The following is a 16240-nucleotide window of genomic DNA, read 5'->3' as shown; positions in this document are numbered from 1 at the left end:
CAGCACGAGCGCCGCCAGCCGCGCGCGGGCGTCGCTCTTCGGCGGGGCGGGCGCGGGCCTGAGCGCCTGCGCCATGGCCGCCAGCATCCGGGCGTCGATGGCGTCGGTCTTGGCGAGCCGTCCGGTGGCGCGGGCGAAGGCGCGAGCCTTGGCCGGGTTGACGCGGGCGTAAGGCAGGCCCGCCGCGTCGAGGGCGCGCGCGAGAGCGCCGTCGTAGCGCCCGGTCGCCTCGAAGGCGACGAAGACCGCGCGGCCCCGCAGCCGTTCGATGAAGCCTGCGATCGCGGGCGCGTCGTTGGCGATGCGTTCGGCGCGCCCGAGCGCGCCGTCAAAGAGGTCGAGATGCGCCTTTGAGACGTCGCATCCGACGAAGCCAGGGTCTATGCTCATCGCGCCTATCCCTGTGCTGCGAGGTCCGTTGTGAGCGGCCTCGATCAACTGTTCAGGTGTGGGGTCCAAAGGCGGGCGAGGACCGGGCCGGCGAACGCGATCTCCTCGCGGGATCAGGGACCCAGCGGTCTCTCGCCCGCCAACACTATGACCCACCCGAGACACACAGGGACCCAGAGCCGCCGCCTCTTGAGGATAAAGCTCCCCGCCCGCCGCGGCTTGTTCTGAAACGCCAGCGTTTCTGGGTCCCGGCTCAAGGCCGGGACAAGAAGTGCGCGCCCCCCGCCGTCGCGCTCTCCCGGCGAGGCGTCCCGCGAGCCGGCCGAACGCTCCGAACCCGGTTCCCAAAACACCCGCGTTAGCGTGTGGTTAACCCTGTTTGTTCAGGTTGGGCGGGTCTCGCCTTCGGAGCCTGTCCACCATGACGATCGAACGTCCCGTCCGCCGCGTGAACGCCGTCGGGGACCTGATCGTGTTCGAGCGCGGCGGCAAGGCCACGGCGGTGCGGCTGCCGCGGCACGGGGTGGCGGCGCTGGGGGGCCTCGCCGCCCTCGCCTTCCTGTGGTCCATGGCGGCCGGCGCCTACATCCTGTTCCACGACACCGTGGTGACGGAGCTGCGCCAGGGCGCGCGCGCGTCGGCCACCGGCTATGAGGCGCAGATCGCGGATCTGAAGAACGAGCTGGAGCGGGTGCGAACCCGCCGTCTGGTGGAGCAGACCGGCGCGGAGCAGCGCCTGCAGGAGCTCGCCCGGCGGCAGGAGACGCTGGAGAAGCGGCAGGCCACCCTGTCGGACATCCTCGACCCCGCCGCGATCACCGGCGCGCTTCCGGGCGACAACGGCGCGCCCGCCCTGCCCTACACCGCGAAGCCGACGCCGCTCGGCGGACGCGGCGGCCCGTTCGAGCGGTTGGACGCGCACGCGCGCCGCTCCGAGGCCGCGACCCGGGCCGAGACGCTTTCCCGCGCCCTCGACCGCATGGAGCAGACGCAGGCCGTCGCGCTGGAGATCGCCGCCGCCAAGACCGCCGAACGCCGGCGCCGCATCCTGAACGTCTACGCCGAGGCGGGCGTGCCGGGACCGAAGCTGGAGGCCATCGGCGGACGCGGCGGGCCTTACGTGCCGCTGCCGGACGCCCGCGGCTTCGAGGCCCGCGCCCGCGCGGTGGCTCTGGAGATCGACGGCCTGAACGCCGCCCGCCGGGGCCTCGACGCGGTGCCGGTGCGCTCGCCCGCGCCCGCCGGCGCGTCGGTGTCGAGTTCCTTCGGCGCGCGGGTGGACCCGTTTCTCGGCCAGCCGGCCTTTCACGCCGGGATCGATTTCGAGGCCGACGTCGGCCTGCCGATCCGCGCCACCGCGGCCGGCCGGGTGACGGCCGCGACCTACAGCGGCGGCTACGGCCTGATGGTGGAGATCGACCATGGCGGCGGACTCTCGACCCGCTTCGGCCACATGTCGTCGATCGCGGTTCGCGAGGGCCAGATGGTGCGCCCCGGCGCGATTCTCGGCCGGGTGGGCTCCACCGGTCGCTCGACCGGACCGCACCTGCATTACGAGACGCGGATCAACGGCGACGCCGTAAACCCGCTGCGCTTCCTGAAAGCCGGCCGGACGCTGGCCACGATCGACTGATCGCCGGGCGAACCCGCCGGGCCTCGCGACGCGCGCAAGGCCCGGCGCGCGCCGGATCAGTCCACGTCCTCGACGCCCTCGGGGGCGCCGCCATAGGCGCGCTGGGCCAGCGTCGCCTCCATGAAGCCGTCCAGATCGCCGTCCAACACGTCCTGGGGCGAGGTGGAAGTGTGGCCGGTGCGCAGGTCCTTCACCAGCTGATAGGGCTGCAGCACGTAAGAGCGGATCTGGTGGCCCCAGCCGATGTCGGTCTTGGCCGCCTGGTCCGCCGCCGCTTCCGCCTCGCGGCGCTTCAGCTCGGCCTCGTAGAGCTTGGCCCGCAGCATGTCCCACGCCGTGGCGCGGTTCTTGTGCTGGGAGCGGTCGCCCTGGCTCACCACCATGATGCCGGTCGGATTGTGCACGAGGCGCACCGCCGACTCCGTCTTGTTGACGTGCTGGCCGCCCGCGCCGCCCGAACGCATGGTGTCCGTGCGCACGTCCGCCTCGTTGATCTCGATTTTGATCGAGTCGTCGATGACCGGGTAGACGTCGATCGAGGCGAAGCTGGTCTGGCGCCGGGCGTTCGAATCGAACGGCGAGATGCGCACCAGCCGGTGCACGCCCGCTTCCGTCTTCAGCCAGCCATAGGCGTTGTGGCCCTTGATCTGCAGCGTTGCGGACTTGATGCCCGCCTGCTCGCCGTTCTGGTGGTCGATCACGTCGATCTTGAAGCCGCGCCGCTCCGCCCAGCGGGTGTACATGCGCAGCAGCATCTCGGCCCAGTCCTGGCTCTCGGTGCCGCCGGCGCCGGGATGCACCTCCAGGAAGGTGTCGAATCCGTCGGCCTCGCCCGAGATCAGCGATTCCAGCTGGCGGCGCGCGGCCTCGTCCTTGAGCGCGCGGAGCGCCGCCTCGGCGTCGGCGACGACGCTCTGGTCGTCCTCCATCTCGCCGAGCTCGATCAGCTCCAGATTGTCCTTGAGGTCGGCCTCGATGCGCTGGACGCCGGACATGGCGTCCTCGAGCGACGTGCGCTCGCGCATGACCTTCTGCGCCCGTTCCGGGTCGTCCCAGAGGGTCGGGTCTTCGACAATGTGGTTCAGCTCGTCCAGTTTGGCCCGCGAAGCATCCCAGTCAAAGATGCCTCCTCAGCAGCCCGACTGACTGCTCGATGTCCTGAACGAGGGTCTCGATCTCGGCGCGCATGGCCGTTCGTGCTCCCGGTGGATTGGGCCGCGACTGTTAGCGGCGCGCGGCGGCCCTGTAAACCGGCGCGGGGGCGGCGTCGTGGTCGCGACGCGCGCAGGCGCTATGTCTCTCCCGCCGCGCCTGCGGCCACGAATCGAGAGGAAAGCCCGTGAGCAAGCTCATCGTCATGTACAAGACGCCCGCCGATCCGGCCCATTTCGACCGGCATTTCCGCGAGGTGCACATGCCGCTGGTCGAGAAGATGCCCGGCCTGCGCGGCTACAGCTTCGGTCCGGCGAGCGGCCTCGACGGCTCGGCCGCCGCGTTCTTCTGGGTGTTCGTCGGCACGTTCGACAACCTCGACGCCATCAACGCCGCGCTGGGCTCGCCCGAGGGACAGGCCGCGGTGGCCGACATCCCGAACTACAACACCGGCGGCGACGCAACGATCCTGCACCTCGATTCGACCGAGGGCTGATCCGCCTCCGAACGAAAACGGCCCGCGCCTCATCCCGAAGCGCGGGCCGTTCTCAATTCAGCAGAACCGCGGGGCGTCAGAGGCCGAACGGCTCCTCGCGGCCGGTGCGGACGTTGGCGGCGTGAGCCTCCTCGAAGAAGGCCTGGATCTCGACCCAGACGCGCGCGAGCAGGGCGGCGGGGGCGCCGGCGACGGCGGAGACGGTATGCGCGAGAGCGGTCATGACGGCGATCCTTCGGTTCCGGGCGCGCTCTCCATCGGGCGCGCTGTTCATGAACCGAAATCTGGCATGCCACACACCAGAGAACTACGTCTTAAGTCGCATGACGCCTCTGCAGAAGCGCATGGCCGGCTGAACGAGGTCTTCAGCTTTCCTGAGTGGCGCGGACGTAAAAAAGGCCGTCCCGAAGGACGGCCTGAGTTTGAAAGCGCCACAAGAGAGAGAAAGCGAGAGATCGTCCAAACCACTCCTCAGACTAGATCGCGACGGCCCGAACGCCTCAGACGGTCTCGCACCGCCCGGTTCGCCTGAGCCGCGCTGGCGAAGGACTGCCCTTCCAGCGGGGAAGCTTCGCGGATCGCCGCGAAGAAACGGAAACCACCTCGGTCCTCACGGACCACGACGCCGGCCTGCAGGCCGCGCACTTCAATCACGAACGCAGAGCTCATGAGCCTGCCTCCACCCAATCATCGACATCTTGGAAAAACCGCCCGGCCAAGGCCGGCGGCGGACCGAACACCGCTCAGGCGCGGCGACAACATCGGACCGCCGCGGACCGTGACCGGGCGTGAAGTCGGGACAGGGGAGTCGAGATGACGGACATGACGAACCTCGTGGAGACCACGAGCGTTCGACACGCGTCGTGGCGCTTTAGCCTTTGGTGACGCGGCGCAAGCTGCTCCGTCAAAAGCCGCGGCCGGTTTCACGACGAACCCGGCATGGGCTTATCTGGCGCCGCATCGGGGCGCCCGTCAACATAAATCTACTCAATCCATATTTTTTGTATTTTTATGCGGATGAGGCGGCGTTCCCTTGCGCGCCGGCCGCCCGCGCATAGCTTGGGGCGCGGGACGCTCATTACCGCCGAGGAGGTCGAGATGACCGACGCCGCAGCCCCGATCGAACTGTTCTACTGGCCGACGCCGAACGGGTGGAAGATCACCATCGCGCTGGAAGAGCTCGACCTGCCTTACGTTCTGCGCGCCGTGAACATCGGCCGGGGCGACCAGTTCAAGCCGGACTTCCTCGCCATCTCGCCGAACAACAAGATGCCCGCCATCGTCGATCCCGACGGCCCCGGCGGCGCGCCGATCTCGGTGTTCGAATCCGGCGCGATCCTTCAGTATCTCGGCCGCAAGACCGGCCGGCTTTACCCCGCCGACGAGCGCGGCCGGGTTGCGGTGGACGAGTGGCTGTTCTGGCAGATGGGCGGCTTCGGCCCCATGCTCGGCCAGACCCACCATTTCCGGCAATACGCCCCCGAAAAGGTGCCCTACGCCATCGACCGCTACACCAACGAGACCCACCGGCTCTACGGCGTGCTGAACGCCAGGCTGAAGGACCGGGAGTTCCTCGCCGGCGACTACTCCATAGCCGACATCGCCGTGGTCGGCTGGGCCACGCTGTGGGAGCGACAGGGCCAGGACATCGCGGAGTTCCCGCACGTGAAGCGCTGGCTGGACACGCTGCTCGCCCGCCCCGCCGTGCGCCGCGGGCTCGACGCGAAGGTGGACGGCGAAAAGCCGCTCGACCTCTCGTCCGACCGGGAGGCCCAGAAGGTGCTGTTCGGCCAGCGCGCCCGCGCGTCCTGACAGTCGTCCGCGACAGCGCGCCACCGCTCGACGAACAGGCGGCGCGCCCCATCTCTCCATCCGGAGCGCCGTTCCTACGGCGCGGATCACGCCGTAACGCATCAGGAGACTGACCATGGCCGAGACCACCGGCTCCAACGCCGCCCAGCTCGAAACCGACATCGCGGCGCTGCGCGAGGACGTGGCGCGCCTGACCGACACGCTGTCGAACCTCGTCGCCGACGGCGCCGCCACCGCCCGCAGCGCCGCGGAGACCGCCGCCAACGCCGCCCGCGAGAAGGCGGTGGACGCCGCCGACGATATCAGCGCCTCGATCGAGCAGAACCCCTTCACCGCCGTCCTGATCGCGCTCGGCGTCGGGTATGTGGTGGGCACGCTCGGACGCCGCTGATGTGGCGCACGCTGGTCAAAGCCGGCGTCGGCTTCGCGACGCTCGACGTCGGGCTGCGGATCCAGCGGCTTAAGCGGTCGATCGCCTTCTACGCGGTCGCGGGCGTTCTGGCCTTCTTCGCGGTCGCGGCGCTGCTTGTGGCGCTCGGCTTCGTGCTGGCGCCGCATCTCGGCGCGGCGGGCGCGGCCGGCGCGATCGGCGGAGCGCTTCTCGTCCTTGCGGGCGTGTTCGCTCTGGTCGCGGGCTCCAAGCCCCGGCGCGCGGCGCCTCCGCCCGTGATCGCGCAGGTGAGCTCCGGCCTGCGCGCCGCGCGCGACACGGTCTCAGACACGCTGTCCTCGGCGGCGCCGTCGCGCGGCCTGCCGGCGGGTGCGCCGTCGCGGTCCCGCAGCCTGAACGTGGTGCTGCTGGCGGCGCTCGCCGGCGTCATTCTCGGCCGGCGTCTCTGACGCCCCGCCGTTCACGCACAAAAGCCCCGCCGGATCGCCCGGCGGGGCTTTTTCTTGAAGCCCGCTGAACTTCCGTCATGCCCGCTTGAACTCCCGTCATGCCCGCGCAAAGCGCGGGTATCCGTGACTTCTGCGGGACAGACGCTTCAACGTTCAAGCCGTCACGCCCGATGACCAAGCTCGGGCATGACGGCTTTTGTGGCGTCTCAACCGGGCTCTAAACGATCCCTGCGATCACTGGTTCTGGGTCGGCGCCGGCGTCTTGGGCGTCGGCGTCATCGGCGCGCCGTCCTTCTTCGGCCCGCTGTCGGTCGCCGCGTCGCCGTTGCGCGACTGCGCGCCGGACGAATCCGCCGGCTCGCCGCCCATGGAGCCGGTCGGCGCCGGTGCGTCCTTCCGGGTCATGTCCATCTGGTCGCGGTCCTTGCCGTGCTCCCGGTCGCCGGTGGAGGTGGCCTTGTCGGCGGTCTGCGCCGCGACGGGGCCCGCGACGAGCGCGGACGCGCCGAGCGCCAGAGCGGCGGCGAGCAGCGGCGCCCGCATCGTGTGATTGAACATCGTCATCTCCCTGAAATGGCCCCTCAGGTTCCGGTTCTTGCGCCGCCGGAACGACCTGAAGGCGTCCTGTTATGGTCTTTGAACGACAGACGACGCGATTTGGATCAGTTCATTTCGCAATGATATTTGCGCCAGAGCGCGGAACCTTTTGCAGTTCGTCTGAATGCGCACATCACATCGCGGCTGCACTGCATGTCGCCTCCGCGAAATCGGCGGATGGCGGCCGAGCCCTGAACGCCCGGCCGCCACCCCGACGCCATCCGTCACAGATCGCGGAACGTCCGCCTGGGATTGCCCCGCTCGACGGTGATGCGGTCGAGCCATCCTGCCCGCTGCGCCGACAGAGCCTCCTTCGCCGCCGCGCCCGCGAGCAGCGCGCCAAGACGCGCCAGCGCGCGCTTGCGGTTCTGGTGCTGGGAGCGCCCGTCGCGGGCGATCGCCGACAGGCCGGTCGGCAGATGCGTCACCCGGACGGCGCTTTCGGTGACGTTCTGGTGCTGCCCGCCGGGACCGCCGGCGCGCATGGCCTCGAACCGCACGTCCTCGTCGCGCAGCGCCACGGCGCCCACCGGCTCGGTGAAGCGATGCACCGCCACGAACCAGTTGCGCCGGGCGCGCCCGCCGCGGAAGGACCCGTCGACGCACTGGATCGTCCCGATCCACCCGTCCGCGAAGGCCTCCGCGCCGTCGCCTCCAAGCGAGACCAGCGCCGACGTCGCGGCGGCGACGCCGTCCGGCAGATCGTGGGCCACGCTGAGGCCCGCGGCCTCCGCCTCCTGCGCAAGCCGCCGCGCCACCCGCGCCGCGACGATGCGGCACTCCCTCGGGCCGCGGCCCGAGGTCACCACCAGGGTGACGTCGCTCTCCACCATCACGCCCTCCCCGTCTTGAAGGTGACGAGCGGCCGAAGCGCCGCGACCGGGCGCGCCAGCCCGTGGGCGTCGAGGTCGGCGATCACCTGCCCGATGTCCTTGTAGGCCTCGGGCGCCTCCTCGCGCGCGAGCCGCGCGTCCGCGCAGATGACCCGGTTGCCGACAGGGTTCGGCCGCTCGCCTCCGTCGCGCTTGCCGTGCAGGGAGGCCCGGTCGCGCTTGCGTCCGGCGCCATGGGCGATCGATCGCAGGGCGCCGGGCGCGTCCGGATCGGGCCGGACCAGATAGGTCAGCGCCCCGCGCGAGCCGGGCACGGGCACGAGGCCGAGATCGGCCTGCGCCGCGCCCTTGCGGTGGAGCGCGCGGCCGTCCTCCACCGTGACGTGGTTGTGCGGCACGTCGAGCCACGGCGCGCCGTCGAGGCCGAGCAGCTCCGCCGCCCGCTCCGCCAGAACGGCGCGGTTCAGCCGGGCGAAGCGCACGGCCGCGTCATGGTCGGCGAGATAGGCCGCCCCGCCCTCCTCAAGCGGCAGGCCCTCGCCATGGACATGGGGGTGCCGCGCCAGCACCTCAGGGCCGAGCGCCCGCGAACCGGAATGCACGAGCAGCAGCAGGGCGCCGGGCTCCACCCCGGCGTCCGCGCAGGCGGCCGCGTCGATGATCCGGTCCACCGCCTGAAGCTCGACGAAGTGGTTGCCGCCGCCCACCGTCCCGAGCGCCGCCGCGTGGCGCGCGGCGACATCCGCCGCCACGCCCGCCGCGACCGCCTCGGCAGGGTCGAGCCCGCCGCGGTCTCCAAGGCGCTCCAGCGCTCGGACGGCCTTGTCCACCTTCAGGCGGCGCAGCAGGCCGCCGAGCCGCCACAGCGTCATGCCGCAGCCGATGTCGGTTCCGACAATGTCCGGATGGACGACGCCGTCGGTGAGCACCGCGCAGCCGACCGGCCCCTTATGGCCGGGATGAAGATCGGGCATGGCGGCGACCGCCAGCACGCCGCGCCGCTGAAGCGTCTGTTCGAGCTGGCGCACGGCGGCGCCCTCGATCCACGAGGACGCGGAGGCGAACACGCGCAACCGCGCGTCCGCCGGATAGGAATTGGTCATGAGAATGCAGTCTCGAAGGCGCGCGGCTCGATCCGAGCGCGACGCGCGTCGCAAGGTCGCCGCCCCTCGATGAGGTCGGCGGGCTTTTAGAAGCTCTGGCCCATGCGGGCGAAGCGAGCGGACATGACCGTCTCCTCAGCCTTCGAGGCTCCCGGACATCGAGAGCGAATGCGCGTCATGCTCCGACAGGCCGGGACAATCAAGCGCGGATCGTGACAGAGCGCCGAAACCACGCCGCCTGTCGCCGCGCGGCCACAGACGGCGACAGGGGCGGATCGCGGACAGGGCGGCTGGTGCGGACGGCGGGAGAACCAATCCACGCTCACAGTCCCCCCAAGATCCCATAGATGTTTTGACGATTCAGGATTATCGTCACAAGCACCCGCTACAAACCGTCGACATAAACGAATGGGGTTCGTGGCGCTTCCTACTGCAGAGACATCCTGCCTCATCCGGCGAGGCGATAGCTGGTGGACGCAGATCGTCGTTCCGCCGGCGCTGCGCCTGCTCGTCGAGAAGAACGAGCTGACACACGCACTTGGTCCAGATCGTTAGACGGACACAGGCGAGCACTGTACGGACGGCGCGGAGTTCAAAGCGATCCTCAGCGAGGCGAAGCGCGAGCACGCCGCCGGCGCCGATATCTTAGCCTACACACCCCGAACGAATAGCCGAGCAACAATCCGGCAGATCGCGGCCGAATTCTGCGCGAGTGGTCAAGACGCCAGACGACCAGCGTGTCGCCTTCGGCCGCGGCCGTCAGCTTATGCTCAAGCCCGCCTACAGCGTGGGCTGGGCGAGCTACATGATGAAGCACGCGCACCTTGAGCAGCCTGAAGCCTCTCCCCTGTATCGCCGGCATTAACTACGCGCCGCACTTCAAAAGCGACGCCATGAAGATGTCCGACCCGCTCCGCTCTCCGGCGGCGACCCACTGCGAGGCGTTTCGTGCCGACCAGAAGGGAAAGAAGGCGCGCAAGGTCGGAACGCCCCACGCCTCGGGGCCGCCTCGCAAGCCCCGCTTCCGGTGGCCGACCAACGTGCGGGCGAAGCGACCACGGTGAAGCCTTTGTCGCCGTCCGGTCCCGTTGTCGAGGCCCTTCAGGCGCCCCTCGATGGCGCCGCCACGACCCCGCTGACCGCTTCTCGCCACGCCCGACGCGCCGCCGCGCGTCGTAATCGTCGCGTCGTCAAGCTCCCGCGCGGCGCTGCTTGGCGAGCAGATCGTGTCGCTGGCGCCCAGCGAACAAACCCGTCCGTATTCCTGGCCACCTGAGAGCGCTTCTCGCCGCAGGGGGCGCGCTGGCGGGCGTTTTTAGCAGCGTTGAAATCCTTCGCGCCCAGACAAGACAGCCGCCAGCGATCGCCTGAGCTTGTTCTACGCGGCAATCTTTCCGCTCAGGCGCCGAGGGGAGCGCAGCGCAGACTTGAAGTCCGCCCGCGATGCAAAGGGCCAAGCCTCATAGTCGCCGGCCGCCAAGAACGTGTCTGCTTCAGCCTGGGAAAGAGCTTGAAACTGCCACAGCAAGCGTCGACGCCATACGCCGCCAATACGGACTCGTTTTTGAGGATCTGACCCAGGCCATGCGATCTTCGGCCAGACGTATTCATGGGAGCTGTCGAGAAACAATATCCAGCGTGTAACTTCACGCTTCACATCGGGCGAAATTTTATATCTGCCGCTCAAGACGTGGATATCGTGATCGTCGTAGAGAAGCCATGCGGTGTCGTAGACCGCTAAGACAGCTTCGTCCTTGGTGTCGGGCTGCGAGAACTCAAAGTCATCGTTGGTCATCTGACCCAAGATCAGACGCCGAAGCGCGAGCGCTGCGTGATTACGAGCAGCACGATCTATCATCGCGATCCCTCAAATCGACGTTGCTCATGGTGACGACGATCTCACCAATGGGCACACGAAGCAAGAAGGCCAAGTTTCTCCCGTCCTAACACGTCGTTGATGTCGCCCAAGGCAGCCATGTAGATCACGATCCACACTTGCTGCCATACCCCCGCTACAACGTTAAGGAAGGCTACAAAGAGCGTCTACAAATGGCCGCCGTAACTAGAGACGCAAAATCCGGATCAAATAATTTATTTTGCTGAGAACATTGCAGGTGGTGCGGACGGCGGGACTCGAACCCGCACGCCTTGCGGCGCAAGATTTTAAGTCTTAGAATCAATGACATACAGGGATATGTCGAGCCGTTTCATGGCTTACGCCCCCTGAGTTCCGCGACATCATCATCGTGTAGGGCCGTGTTGGACCTGGTCTCGTACCGGGCCTGACTTCGGGTCCGGGCTCGATGATGAGGATCACGGAACATGGGTACGAAGCTAACACAGGGAACGGTCAACCGAATAGCCGAGGAGCACGAGGCGGGACAGCAGATCTACGACGCCGACGTGTCCGGCCTGCGCATCGTCGTGGGTAGCAAGTCCTCCAGCTACAAGCTGGTGGGAAGGATCAACGACGGGAGCGACAGGTACGTCTCCATCGTCATCGGCCGCACCGACGAGGTGAGCCTCAAGACCGCCCGCGAGAAGGCTGCGGAGCTCAAGCTGGCGCTGCGGCGCGGCGAGGACCCGCGGGCACCGAAGCGCGCGGTGCCGAGCCTGCGGAAGGCATGGGAGCGGTACAAGGAGACCCGCGGCCCCGAGCTCCAGCCGAGCACGGTGGCCTGGTACGAGGAGAAGGTCCTCGCCGTCCTCAAGCCGATCCTCGAAATCCCACTGGACAAGCTCGACCGGGAGACGGTCCGCGCCCTCCACGAGAAGATCACGAAGAAGAACGGGCCCTACGGCGCGAACGGCGCGATGAGGGCGCTCAAGGCGGTCTACAACGACGCCGCGCGCACCCAGGACCTGCCGCCGAACCCGGTGAGCCGGGCTGTGCGGATGAACAAGGAGGCGCCGAGGAAGTGGGCGCTGGACGCCGCGGGCCTGAAGGAGGCGTGGCGCCGCCTCGACGCGATGGAGGACCAAGTCAGGGCGGCGTGCTGGACGGTCATGCTCCTGACCGGCCTGCGGTCGCACGACGCGAGGTCTATGCGGTGGGAGCACTTGGACGCGGATGGGGTCCTGACGGTGCCGTCGCCGAAGGGAGGAGCCGACAGGGCCTTCCGGTTGCCGTTGCCCCGTCACCTGCTTCAGGTGCTTGAGAGGGTCAGGCAGGAGACGGCGCCGCTGGCGAGCCCCTTCGTCTTCCCGTCGATCACCAGCAAGTCGGGCCACATCGAGGAGATGCGCCGCACCGACGAGTTTCCCCACGCGCCTCACCAGATGCGGCACACCTACCGTACTTGGTCGCTTGAGGCGGGCGTGGACATGCAGACGGTCACGCTCCTGATGAACCACCGGCCCGCAGGCGTGACCTGGGGCTACGTCACGCGAGCGCACCTTCTCGGGCACATGCGCGAGGCCCAGGAGAAGGTGTGCGCGGCGCTCGTCCGCCCGCGCGGCGCCTGACGGACAGCTCGCGCCGCCCGGCCTCACCGGGCCGGTGGTCGCGGTCCCGAAGCCCGCGCTCGTACTGTTCCAGAGCGATGAAGGCGCGCCGGAGCCTCGGAGCGTCTCCCGCATAGGTCTGCTCCCTGAGCGCCGCACGGCGCAGCGCCCGGAGGAGCGGGTCGAGGGATCGCCACTCGGCCTCCGCTGCCTCCCGCGCCTCGCGCAGTCTGGCCCTCCGGCCGGCGTCCTCTTCCAGTGCCTCCTGTCCCTCAAGCTCCATGGCGTAGAGCCTGGCGCCGTCGCGAAGCGCGCCGAGCTCGGCATCTTCGGCGTCGGCCTCCTCCCAAATGCGTTCCCAAAATGCGTCCATCAGCGGCCTCCGTTCGGCTACGCCAATCTGGCGTTCTGGAGGCGTCAAGCGGACCCTCGGAGAGAATGCGCCCTCCACACGGTCCGGCACGAAGTGTTGGTATGTCGAGTCCCACGGCCTCGGTAGCGTCGTCCGATCGAAACAGCGCGTCGGAAAGGACACGACATGGAAGGGCTCTTAAGGGAGGCGTTGCTGCGCCTCGAACGCATCGAGAAGGGACTGGCTAAGCCGCCCAGCGAATACCTGGACACCGAGGCGGCGGCGGTCTTCACGAGCATCAGCGCGGTGCAGCTCGCCGAGTGGCGCTCGCGCGGCGGCGGTCCTCGCTACATCAAGATGGGCCGGAAGGTGCTGTACGCCGTGCGCGACCTGCGGAACTTCGTGGAGTCGTTCGGCAAGGAGGCGCTGCAATGAGCCCGCTCGAACAAAAGGACGGGCGCGCCGCTGTCATCGACGCGCCCGCTAGCAGGCTTCTGGAGAAGGACGGAGCGGAGTTCAAGCGCGACGTCGTGACCAAGGATGCCGCACCCTTCAAGACGGCGACGCCATTGCTCCTCGACCTGATCCCACTCCATGCCCCGGACGACGTTGACGCCAAGGGCCGGTCGGTCGGCAAGGCGCCGCTGCGCTCCGGCTGGCGGCGCGACGCTGCGCTCACCGCCGCCGAGGCGGAGGCGCACATCAGGCGCGGGAAGAACCTCGGCGCGCGCCTCCGCGACGACCAGCTCGTGGTTGACGCCGATCCCCGCAACTACGACCCCGGCGACGACCCGCTCGCGCGCCTCAGGGCAGACGTCGGCCTGCCGGACGCGCCCACCGTCGAAACCGGCGGCGGCGGCGTCCACATCTACCTGCGGAAGGCCGAGGGCCTGCGGGTGCGCGACGCCCTGGAAGAGTACCCCGGCATCGAGTTCAAGACGGTTGGCCGTCAGGTCGTCGTTCCGCCCTCGGTGCATCCGAACGGCCGTCGATACGAGTGGGACCCTCTGTTCGGAGACGACGTGGCCGCGCCGGACGCGCCGGACGCGCTCCTCAGCCTTCTGCAGAGGCCGCCGACGTCCTCGGCGGCCGAAGACGGCGCGATGACCTCGGAACAGCTCTCGATGCTCCTGGAGGGCCTGGACGCGCGCGACTTTGGCAGCAACGACCTGTGGCTTCCGATCGCCATGGCCTGCCACCACGCGACCGGCGGGGACGGCATCGACGCCTTCCTCGACTGGTGCGCGACCGACCCGGATTACGCCGACAGGCTCAGCACGGCGCGGGCAAGGTGGGAGTCCTTCGGCACCGACCGGCCGGCCTCGGTAACGCGCCTGACCCTCTACAAGGCGCTCCACGAGGCGGGTCGCGGCGACCTGGTCGAGGCCGCGGAGCGCTCGGACCCTCGGGACGACTTCCCCGACGACGACACGCCCGAGGCGCACGGCTCGCGGGAGCGCGACCTGGTCGAGCAAATGAACGACCGCTTCTGCTGCGTCATCAACGGCGGGAAGTTCGCGATCTTCATGGAGGACGAGGACGGCGTCTTCGACCCTCCGCGCCGCGTCTGGACCAAGATGTCGCGCGCCGACTTCCTCCACTACCACGAGGACGAGCGCGTCAAGGCGGTGGGGAGCCGGCGCGAGGTGAGCGTCGCCGAGCTCTGGCTGGCGAGCCCCCGTCGGCGCAAGTACCCCGGCATCGTCCTCGATCCCGAGGGACGCGACCGCGGCAAGCTCAACCTCTGGCGCGGCTGGGCGGTCCAGCCGAAGCCGGGCAACTGGTCCCTGATGCGCGAGCTGATCGAGCAGGTGCTCTGCTCGGGAGACCGCGCGTCCTCAGACTACGTCCTGCGCTGGATGGCCTTCATGTTCCAGCATCCCGGCACCTCGCCTGAGGCAGCGATCACCTTCCGCGGCCGGGAGGGAACCGGCAAGGGCACGCTTGGGCGCGCGCTCATGCAGATCACCGGCGCGCACGGCCTCACGGTGTCGTCGCCCGCCCAGTTCGCGGGTCGGTTCAACGCCCACCTGCGCACCGTCGCCTTCCTGTTCGCGGACGAGGCGTTCTGGCCGGGGCACAAGGAGGCGGAGGGCGTTCTGAAGCAGCTCGTGACGGAGCCGGTCATCGCGTTCGAGGGCAAGGGCGCCGACATCGTCCCCGGCCGAAACCTCATCCACCTGATGATGGCGAGCAACAACGAGTGGGTCATTCCCGCCGGCCTCGACGCACGCAGGTTCGCGGTCTTCGACGTGTCGGACGCGCGCCGCAACGACAAGGCGTTCTTCGGGGCGCTCAACGCCCAGATGGCGGCGGGCGGGCTCGCAGCGATGCTCCACGACCTGCTGGCGATGGACATCGAGGGCTGGCACCCCTCGCGCGGCATCCCGAAGACTCAGGCCCTCGCCGAGCAGAAGGCCCTGAGCCTCGACCACGCATCGAAGTGGTGGATGGCGCTGCTGGACCGGGGGTCGCTGCCGGTCACGGAGCCCATCGCCTGGGACCGTGGGCCTGCGGAACTCGATCCGGTCTCCAAGGGCGAGCTCCTGGAGGACTACGACCGCTACCTGAAGGCGAACAGGGTCTTCAGCGCCAAGGCCAGCCACCGCGCGCTGGCGACGGCCGGGAGGTCGCTGGGCCTCCAGACCGGCAAGACGAAGGGCGGCGAGAGGGCCTGGTGGCTCCCCTCGCTGTCGGAGGCCCGAGAGCTGTTCGAGGAGCGGCTCGGCGCCTCCAGCATGTTCGACTGACCGGCGATGCCCTCCCTCCACCACCGAGGGAGGGCCCGTCCGACCTGTCCGACCTACGGGATGCATGGGACGGACGCTTAGAGACGCTTACGATCCTCAAAGCGTCCGAAGAAAAATATATATATATCTTATATTTAGACACTATAGACACTTTAGACAGTATATAAATCGGTTCTACGAAAATTCAGCTCCGGATAGAGGGATCGACTTAGGGGCATGTTAGCCGGAGCGACGAGAAAAACCGTACGGCGAAGTAGAAAAAAGAAGCGTCCGTCGTCCGAAGCGTCTTTATGCTTACGGATCATGCACTTAGACCGGACGCATAGCTTCTTCAAAACGACCGAAGCGTCCTGAAGGCATTTGGGCTTCTGGCCTCCATGGGGCCTCTCCCTGGTCGAATAGGGTGCTGCCGCCTCGGCATCGACCTTCAGGCATGGAGCGTACCTCGGCACTGTCCTCCAAGCCTCCGCGGCCTCTCGATGGCCGCCCGCATTCCGTACGTCCTCGCGCGCGAGGCTGGAGGCCTCCCCGCCATAGCAGCTCCCCCACGAGTGCCGCAGGCGACGCCCATGCCCCACGCCGCCATGCGCCGTGGCGTGGTCGAGGAGCCCGCGCCAGGCGCGTAGGCGTGGGCGCCAGCGCAGACGCGGCGATGCGGTGGCCTGGGACGTAGACACAGGGGATCGCCTGTCCTGCGTCCCTCCGGGAGGCCGAAAAGACCAAGCATTGCAATCGCTTGGAGGGGGCCTTTCCCCCGGCCCGAGCCCAGGCCCGACGGAGGCGCGGGAAACAACCCACTTCCCGTGGAGAAGGGGCCGGCGTCCTGGGGCCTCCGTGT

Annotated in this window: 16 protein-coding genes and 1 tRNA gene; 8 read left to right on the top strand and 9 right to left on the bottom strand. The window is 68.6% G+C overall.

Annotated features, from left to right (window positions below):
* The coding region (locus tag ACFQ4O_RS03895) for an IS110 family transposase (protein ID WP_378774333.1) at positions 1-390 on the bottom strand (390 nt) is incomplete at its 3' end.
* 421 nt (positions 391-811) lie between these two features.
* On the opposite strand from ACFQ4O_RS03895, the gene ACFQ4O_RS03890 reads away from it, so the two are divergent.
* Entirely contained in the window at positions 812-2023 is a 1212-nt protein-coding gene (locus tag ACFQ4O_RS03890; protein WP_378774332.1) for a peptidoglycan DD-metalloendopeptidase family protein, read from the top strand.
* Between the two features lie 56 nt (positions 2024-2079).
* On the opposite strand, the gene prfB is transcribed toward ACFQ4O_RS03890, so the two are convergent.
* Positions 2080-3211, bottom strand: a protein-coding gene (gene prfB, locus ACFQ4O_RS03885; RefSeq protein WP_378774331.1) for a peptide chain release factor 2 whose coding sequence is annotated in 2 segments (ribosomal slippage) — positions 2080-3141 and positions 3143-3211 — 1131 coding nt in all. Because the reading frame shifts where the segments join, the coding sequence is not laid out codon by codon here.
* Positions 3212-3362: 151 nt separating this feature from the next.
* On the opposite strand from prfB, the gene ACFQ4O_RS03880 reads away from it, so the two are divergent.
* On the top strand, positions 3363-3671 hold the full coding sequence (locus ACFQ4O_RS03880; protein ID WP_378774330.1) for an EthD family reductase: 309 nt from the start codon (positions 3363-3365) through the stop codon (positions 3669-3671).
* Positions 3672-3747: 76 nt separating this feature from the next.
* Here the strand turns inward: ACFQ4O_RS03880 and ACFQ4O_RS03875 are convergent, their stop codons facing one another.
* The gene (locus ACFQ4O_RS03875) at positions 3748-3894 is read right to left on the bottom strand and encodes a hypothetical protein (RefSeq protein ID WP_378774329.1); all 147 of its coding nucleotides are present in this window, start codon (positions 3892-3894) and stop codon (positions 3748-3750) included.
* A 248-nt stretch (positions 3895-4142) separates the two neighbouring features.
* On the bottom strand, positions 4143-4340 hold the full coding sequence (locus ACFQ4O_RS03870; RefSeq protein ID WP_378774328.1) for a hypothetical protein: 198 nt from the start codon (positions 4338-4340) through the stop codon (positions 4143-4145).
* A 429-nt stretch (positions 4341-4769) separates the two neighbouring features.
* Between ACFQ4O_RS03870 and ACFQ4O_RS03865 the strand changes: the two genes are divergently transcribed.
* From ACFQ4O_RS03865 to ACFQ4O_RS03855, 3 genes are all read left to right on the top strand, one after another.
* Positions 4770-5483 (top strand): glutathione S-transferase N-terminal domain-containing protein, encoded by a 714-nt coding sequence (locus ACFQ4O_RS03865; RefSeq protein WP_378774327.1) that lies wholly within the window; start codon positions 4770-4772, stop codon positions 5481-5483.
* A gap of 115 nt (positions 5484-5598) precedes the next feature.
* On the top strand, positions 5599-5874 hold the full coding sequence (locus tag ACFQ4O_RS03860; protein ID WP_378774326.1) for a hypothetical protein: 276 nt from the start codon (positions 5599-5601) through the stop codon (positions 5872-5874).
* Positions 5874-6323 carry a phage holin family protein gene (locus tag ACFQ4O_RS03855; protein ID WP_378774325.1) on the top strand — a complete coding sequence of 150 codons (450 nt, stop codon included), beginning with the start codon at positions 5874-5876 and terminating at the stop codon, positions 6321-6323. Before ACFQ4O_RS03860 ends, ACFQ4O_RS03855 begins: the two co-directional genes overlap by 1 nt.
* Positions 6324-6557: 234 nt before the next feature.
* Here ACFQ4O_RS03855 and ACFQ4O_RS03850 read toward each other — a convergent pair whose 3' ends face one another.
* The 5 genes from ACFQ4O_RS03850 to ACFQ4O_RS03830 form a co-directional block, all read right to left on the bottom strand.
* On the bottom strand, positions 6558-6881 hold the full coding sequence (locus tag ACFQ4O_RS03850; protein WP_378774324.1) for a hypothetical protein: 324 nt from the start codon (positions 6879-6881) through the stop codon (positions 6558-6560).
* Positions 6882-7144: 263 nt separating this feature from the next.
* A complete protein-coding gene (gene prfH / locus ACFQ4O_RS03845; RefSeq protein WP_378774323.1) occupies positions 7145-7753 on the bottom strand; it encodes a peptide chain release factor H in 609 nt (202 codons plus the stop codon).
* Positions 7753-8856 carry an RNA ligase RtcB family protein gene (locus tag ACFQ4O_RS03840; protein WP_378774322.1) on the bottom strand — a complete coding sequence of 368 codons (1104 nt, stop codon included), beginning with the start codon at positions 8854-8856 and terminating at the stop codon, positions 7753-7755. The genes prfH and ACFQ4O_RS03840 overlap by 1 nt, the downstream gene beginning before the upstream one ends.
* 1378 nt (positions 8857-10234) lie before the next feature.
* Complete coding sequence (locus ACFQ4O_RS03835; RefSeq protein ID WP_378774321.1) at positions 10235-10651, bottom strand: hypothetical protein; 417 nt, start codon at positions 10649-10651, stop codon at positions 10235-10237.
* Positions 10652-10971: 320 nt separating this feature from the next.
* Positions 10972-11080, bottom strand: a tRNA-OTHER gene (locus ACFQ4O_RS03830).
* Positions 11081-11178: 98 nt separating this feature from the next.
* On the opposite strand from ACFQ4O_RS03830, the gene ACFQ4O_RS03825 reads away from it, so the two are divergent.
* The 3 genes from ACFQ4O_RS03825 (at position 11179) to ACFQ4O_RS03815 (ending at position 15402) form a co-directional block, all read left to right on the top strand.
* Positions 11179-12321: a tyrosine-type recombinase/integrase gene (locus ACFQ4O_RS03825; RefSeq protein ID WP_378774320.1), complete on the top strand. Its 1143-nt coding sequence runs from the start codon at positions 11179-11181 to the stop codon at positions 12319-12321.
* Between the two features lie 541 nt (positions 12322-12862).
* Positions 12863-13087: a helix-turn-helix transcriptional regulator gene (locus ACFQ4O_RS03820; protein WP_378774319.1), complete on the top strand. Its 225-nt coding sequence runs from the start codon at positions 12863-12865 to the stop codon at positions 13085-13087.
* A complete protein-coding gene (locus tag ACFQ4O_RS03815) occupies positions 13084-15402 on the top strand; it encodes a bifunctional DNA primase/polymerase (RefSeq protein WP_378774318.1) in 2319 nt (772 codons plus the stop codon). Before ACFQ4O_RS03820 ends, ACFQ4O_RS03815 begins: the two co-directional genes overlap by 4 nt.
* Positions 15403-16240: the final 838 nt, after the last annotated feature.

It is taken from the genome of Methylopila musalis (assembly GCF_042679725.1).
Lineage (GTDB): Bacteria > Pseudomonadota > Alphaproteobacteria > Rhizobiales > Methylopilaceae > Methylopila > Methylopila musalis.
Note: the sequence above shows the minus strand (reverse complement) of the source record. Positions and strands in the feature narration are given on the sequence as shown.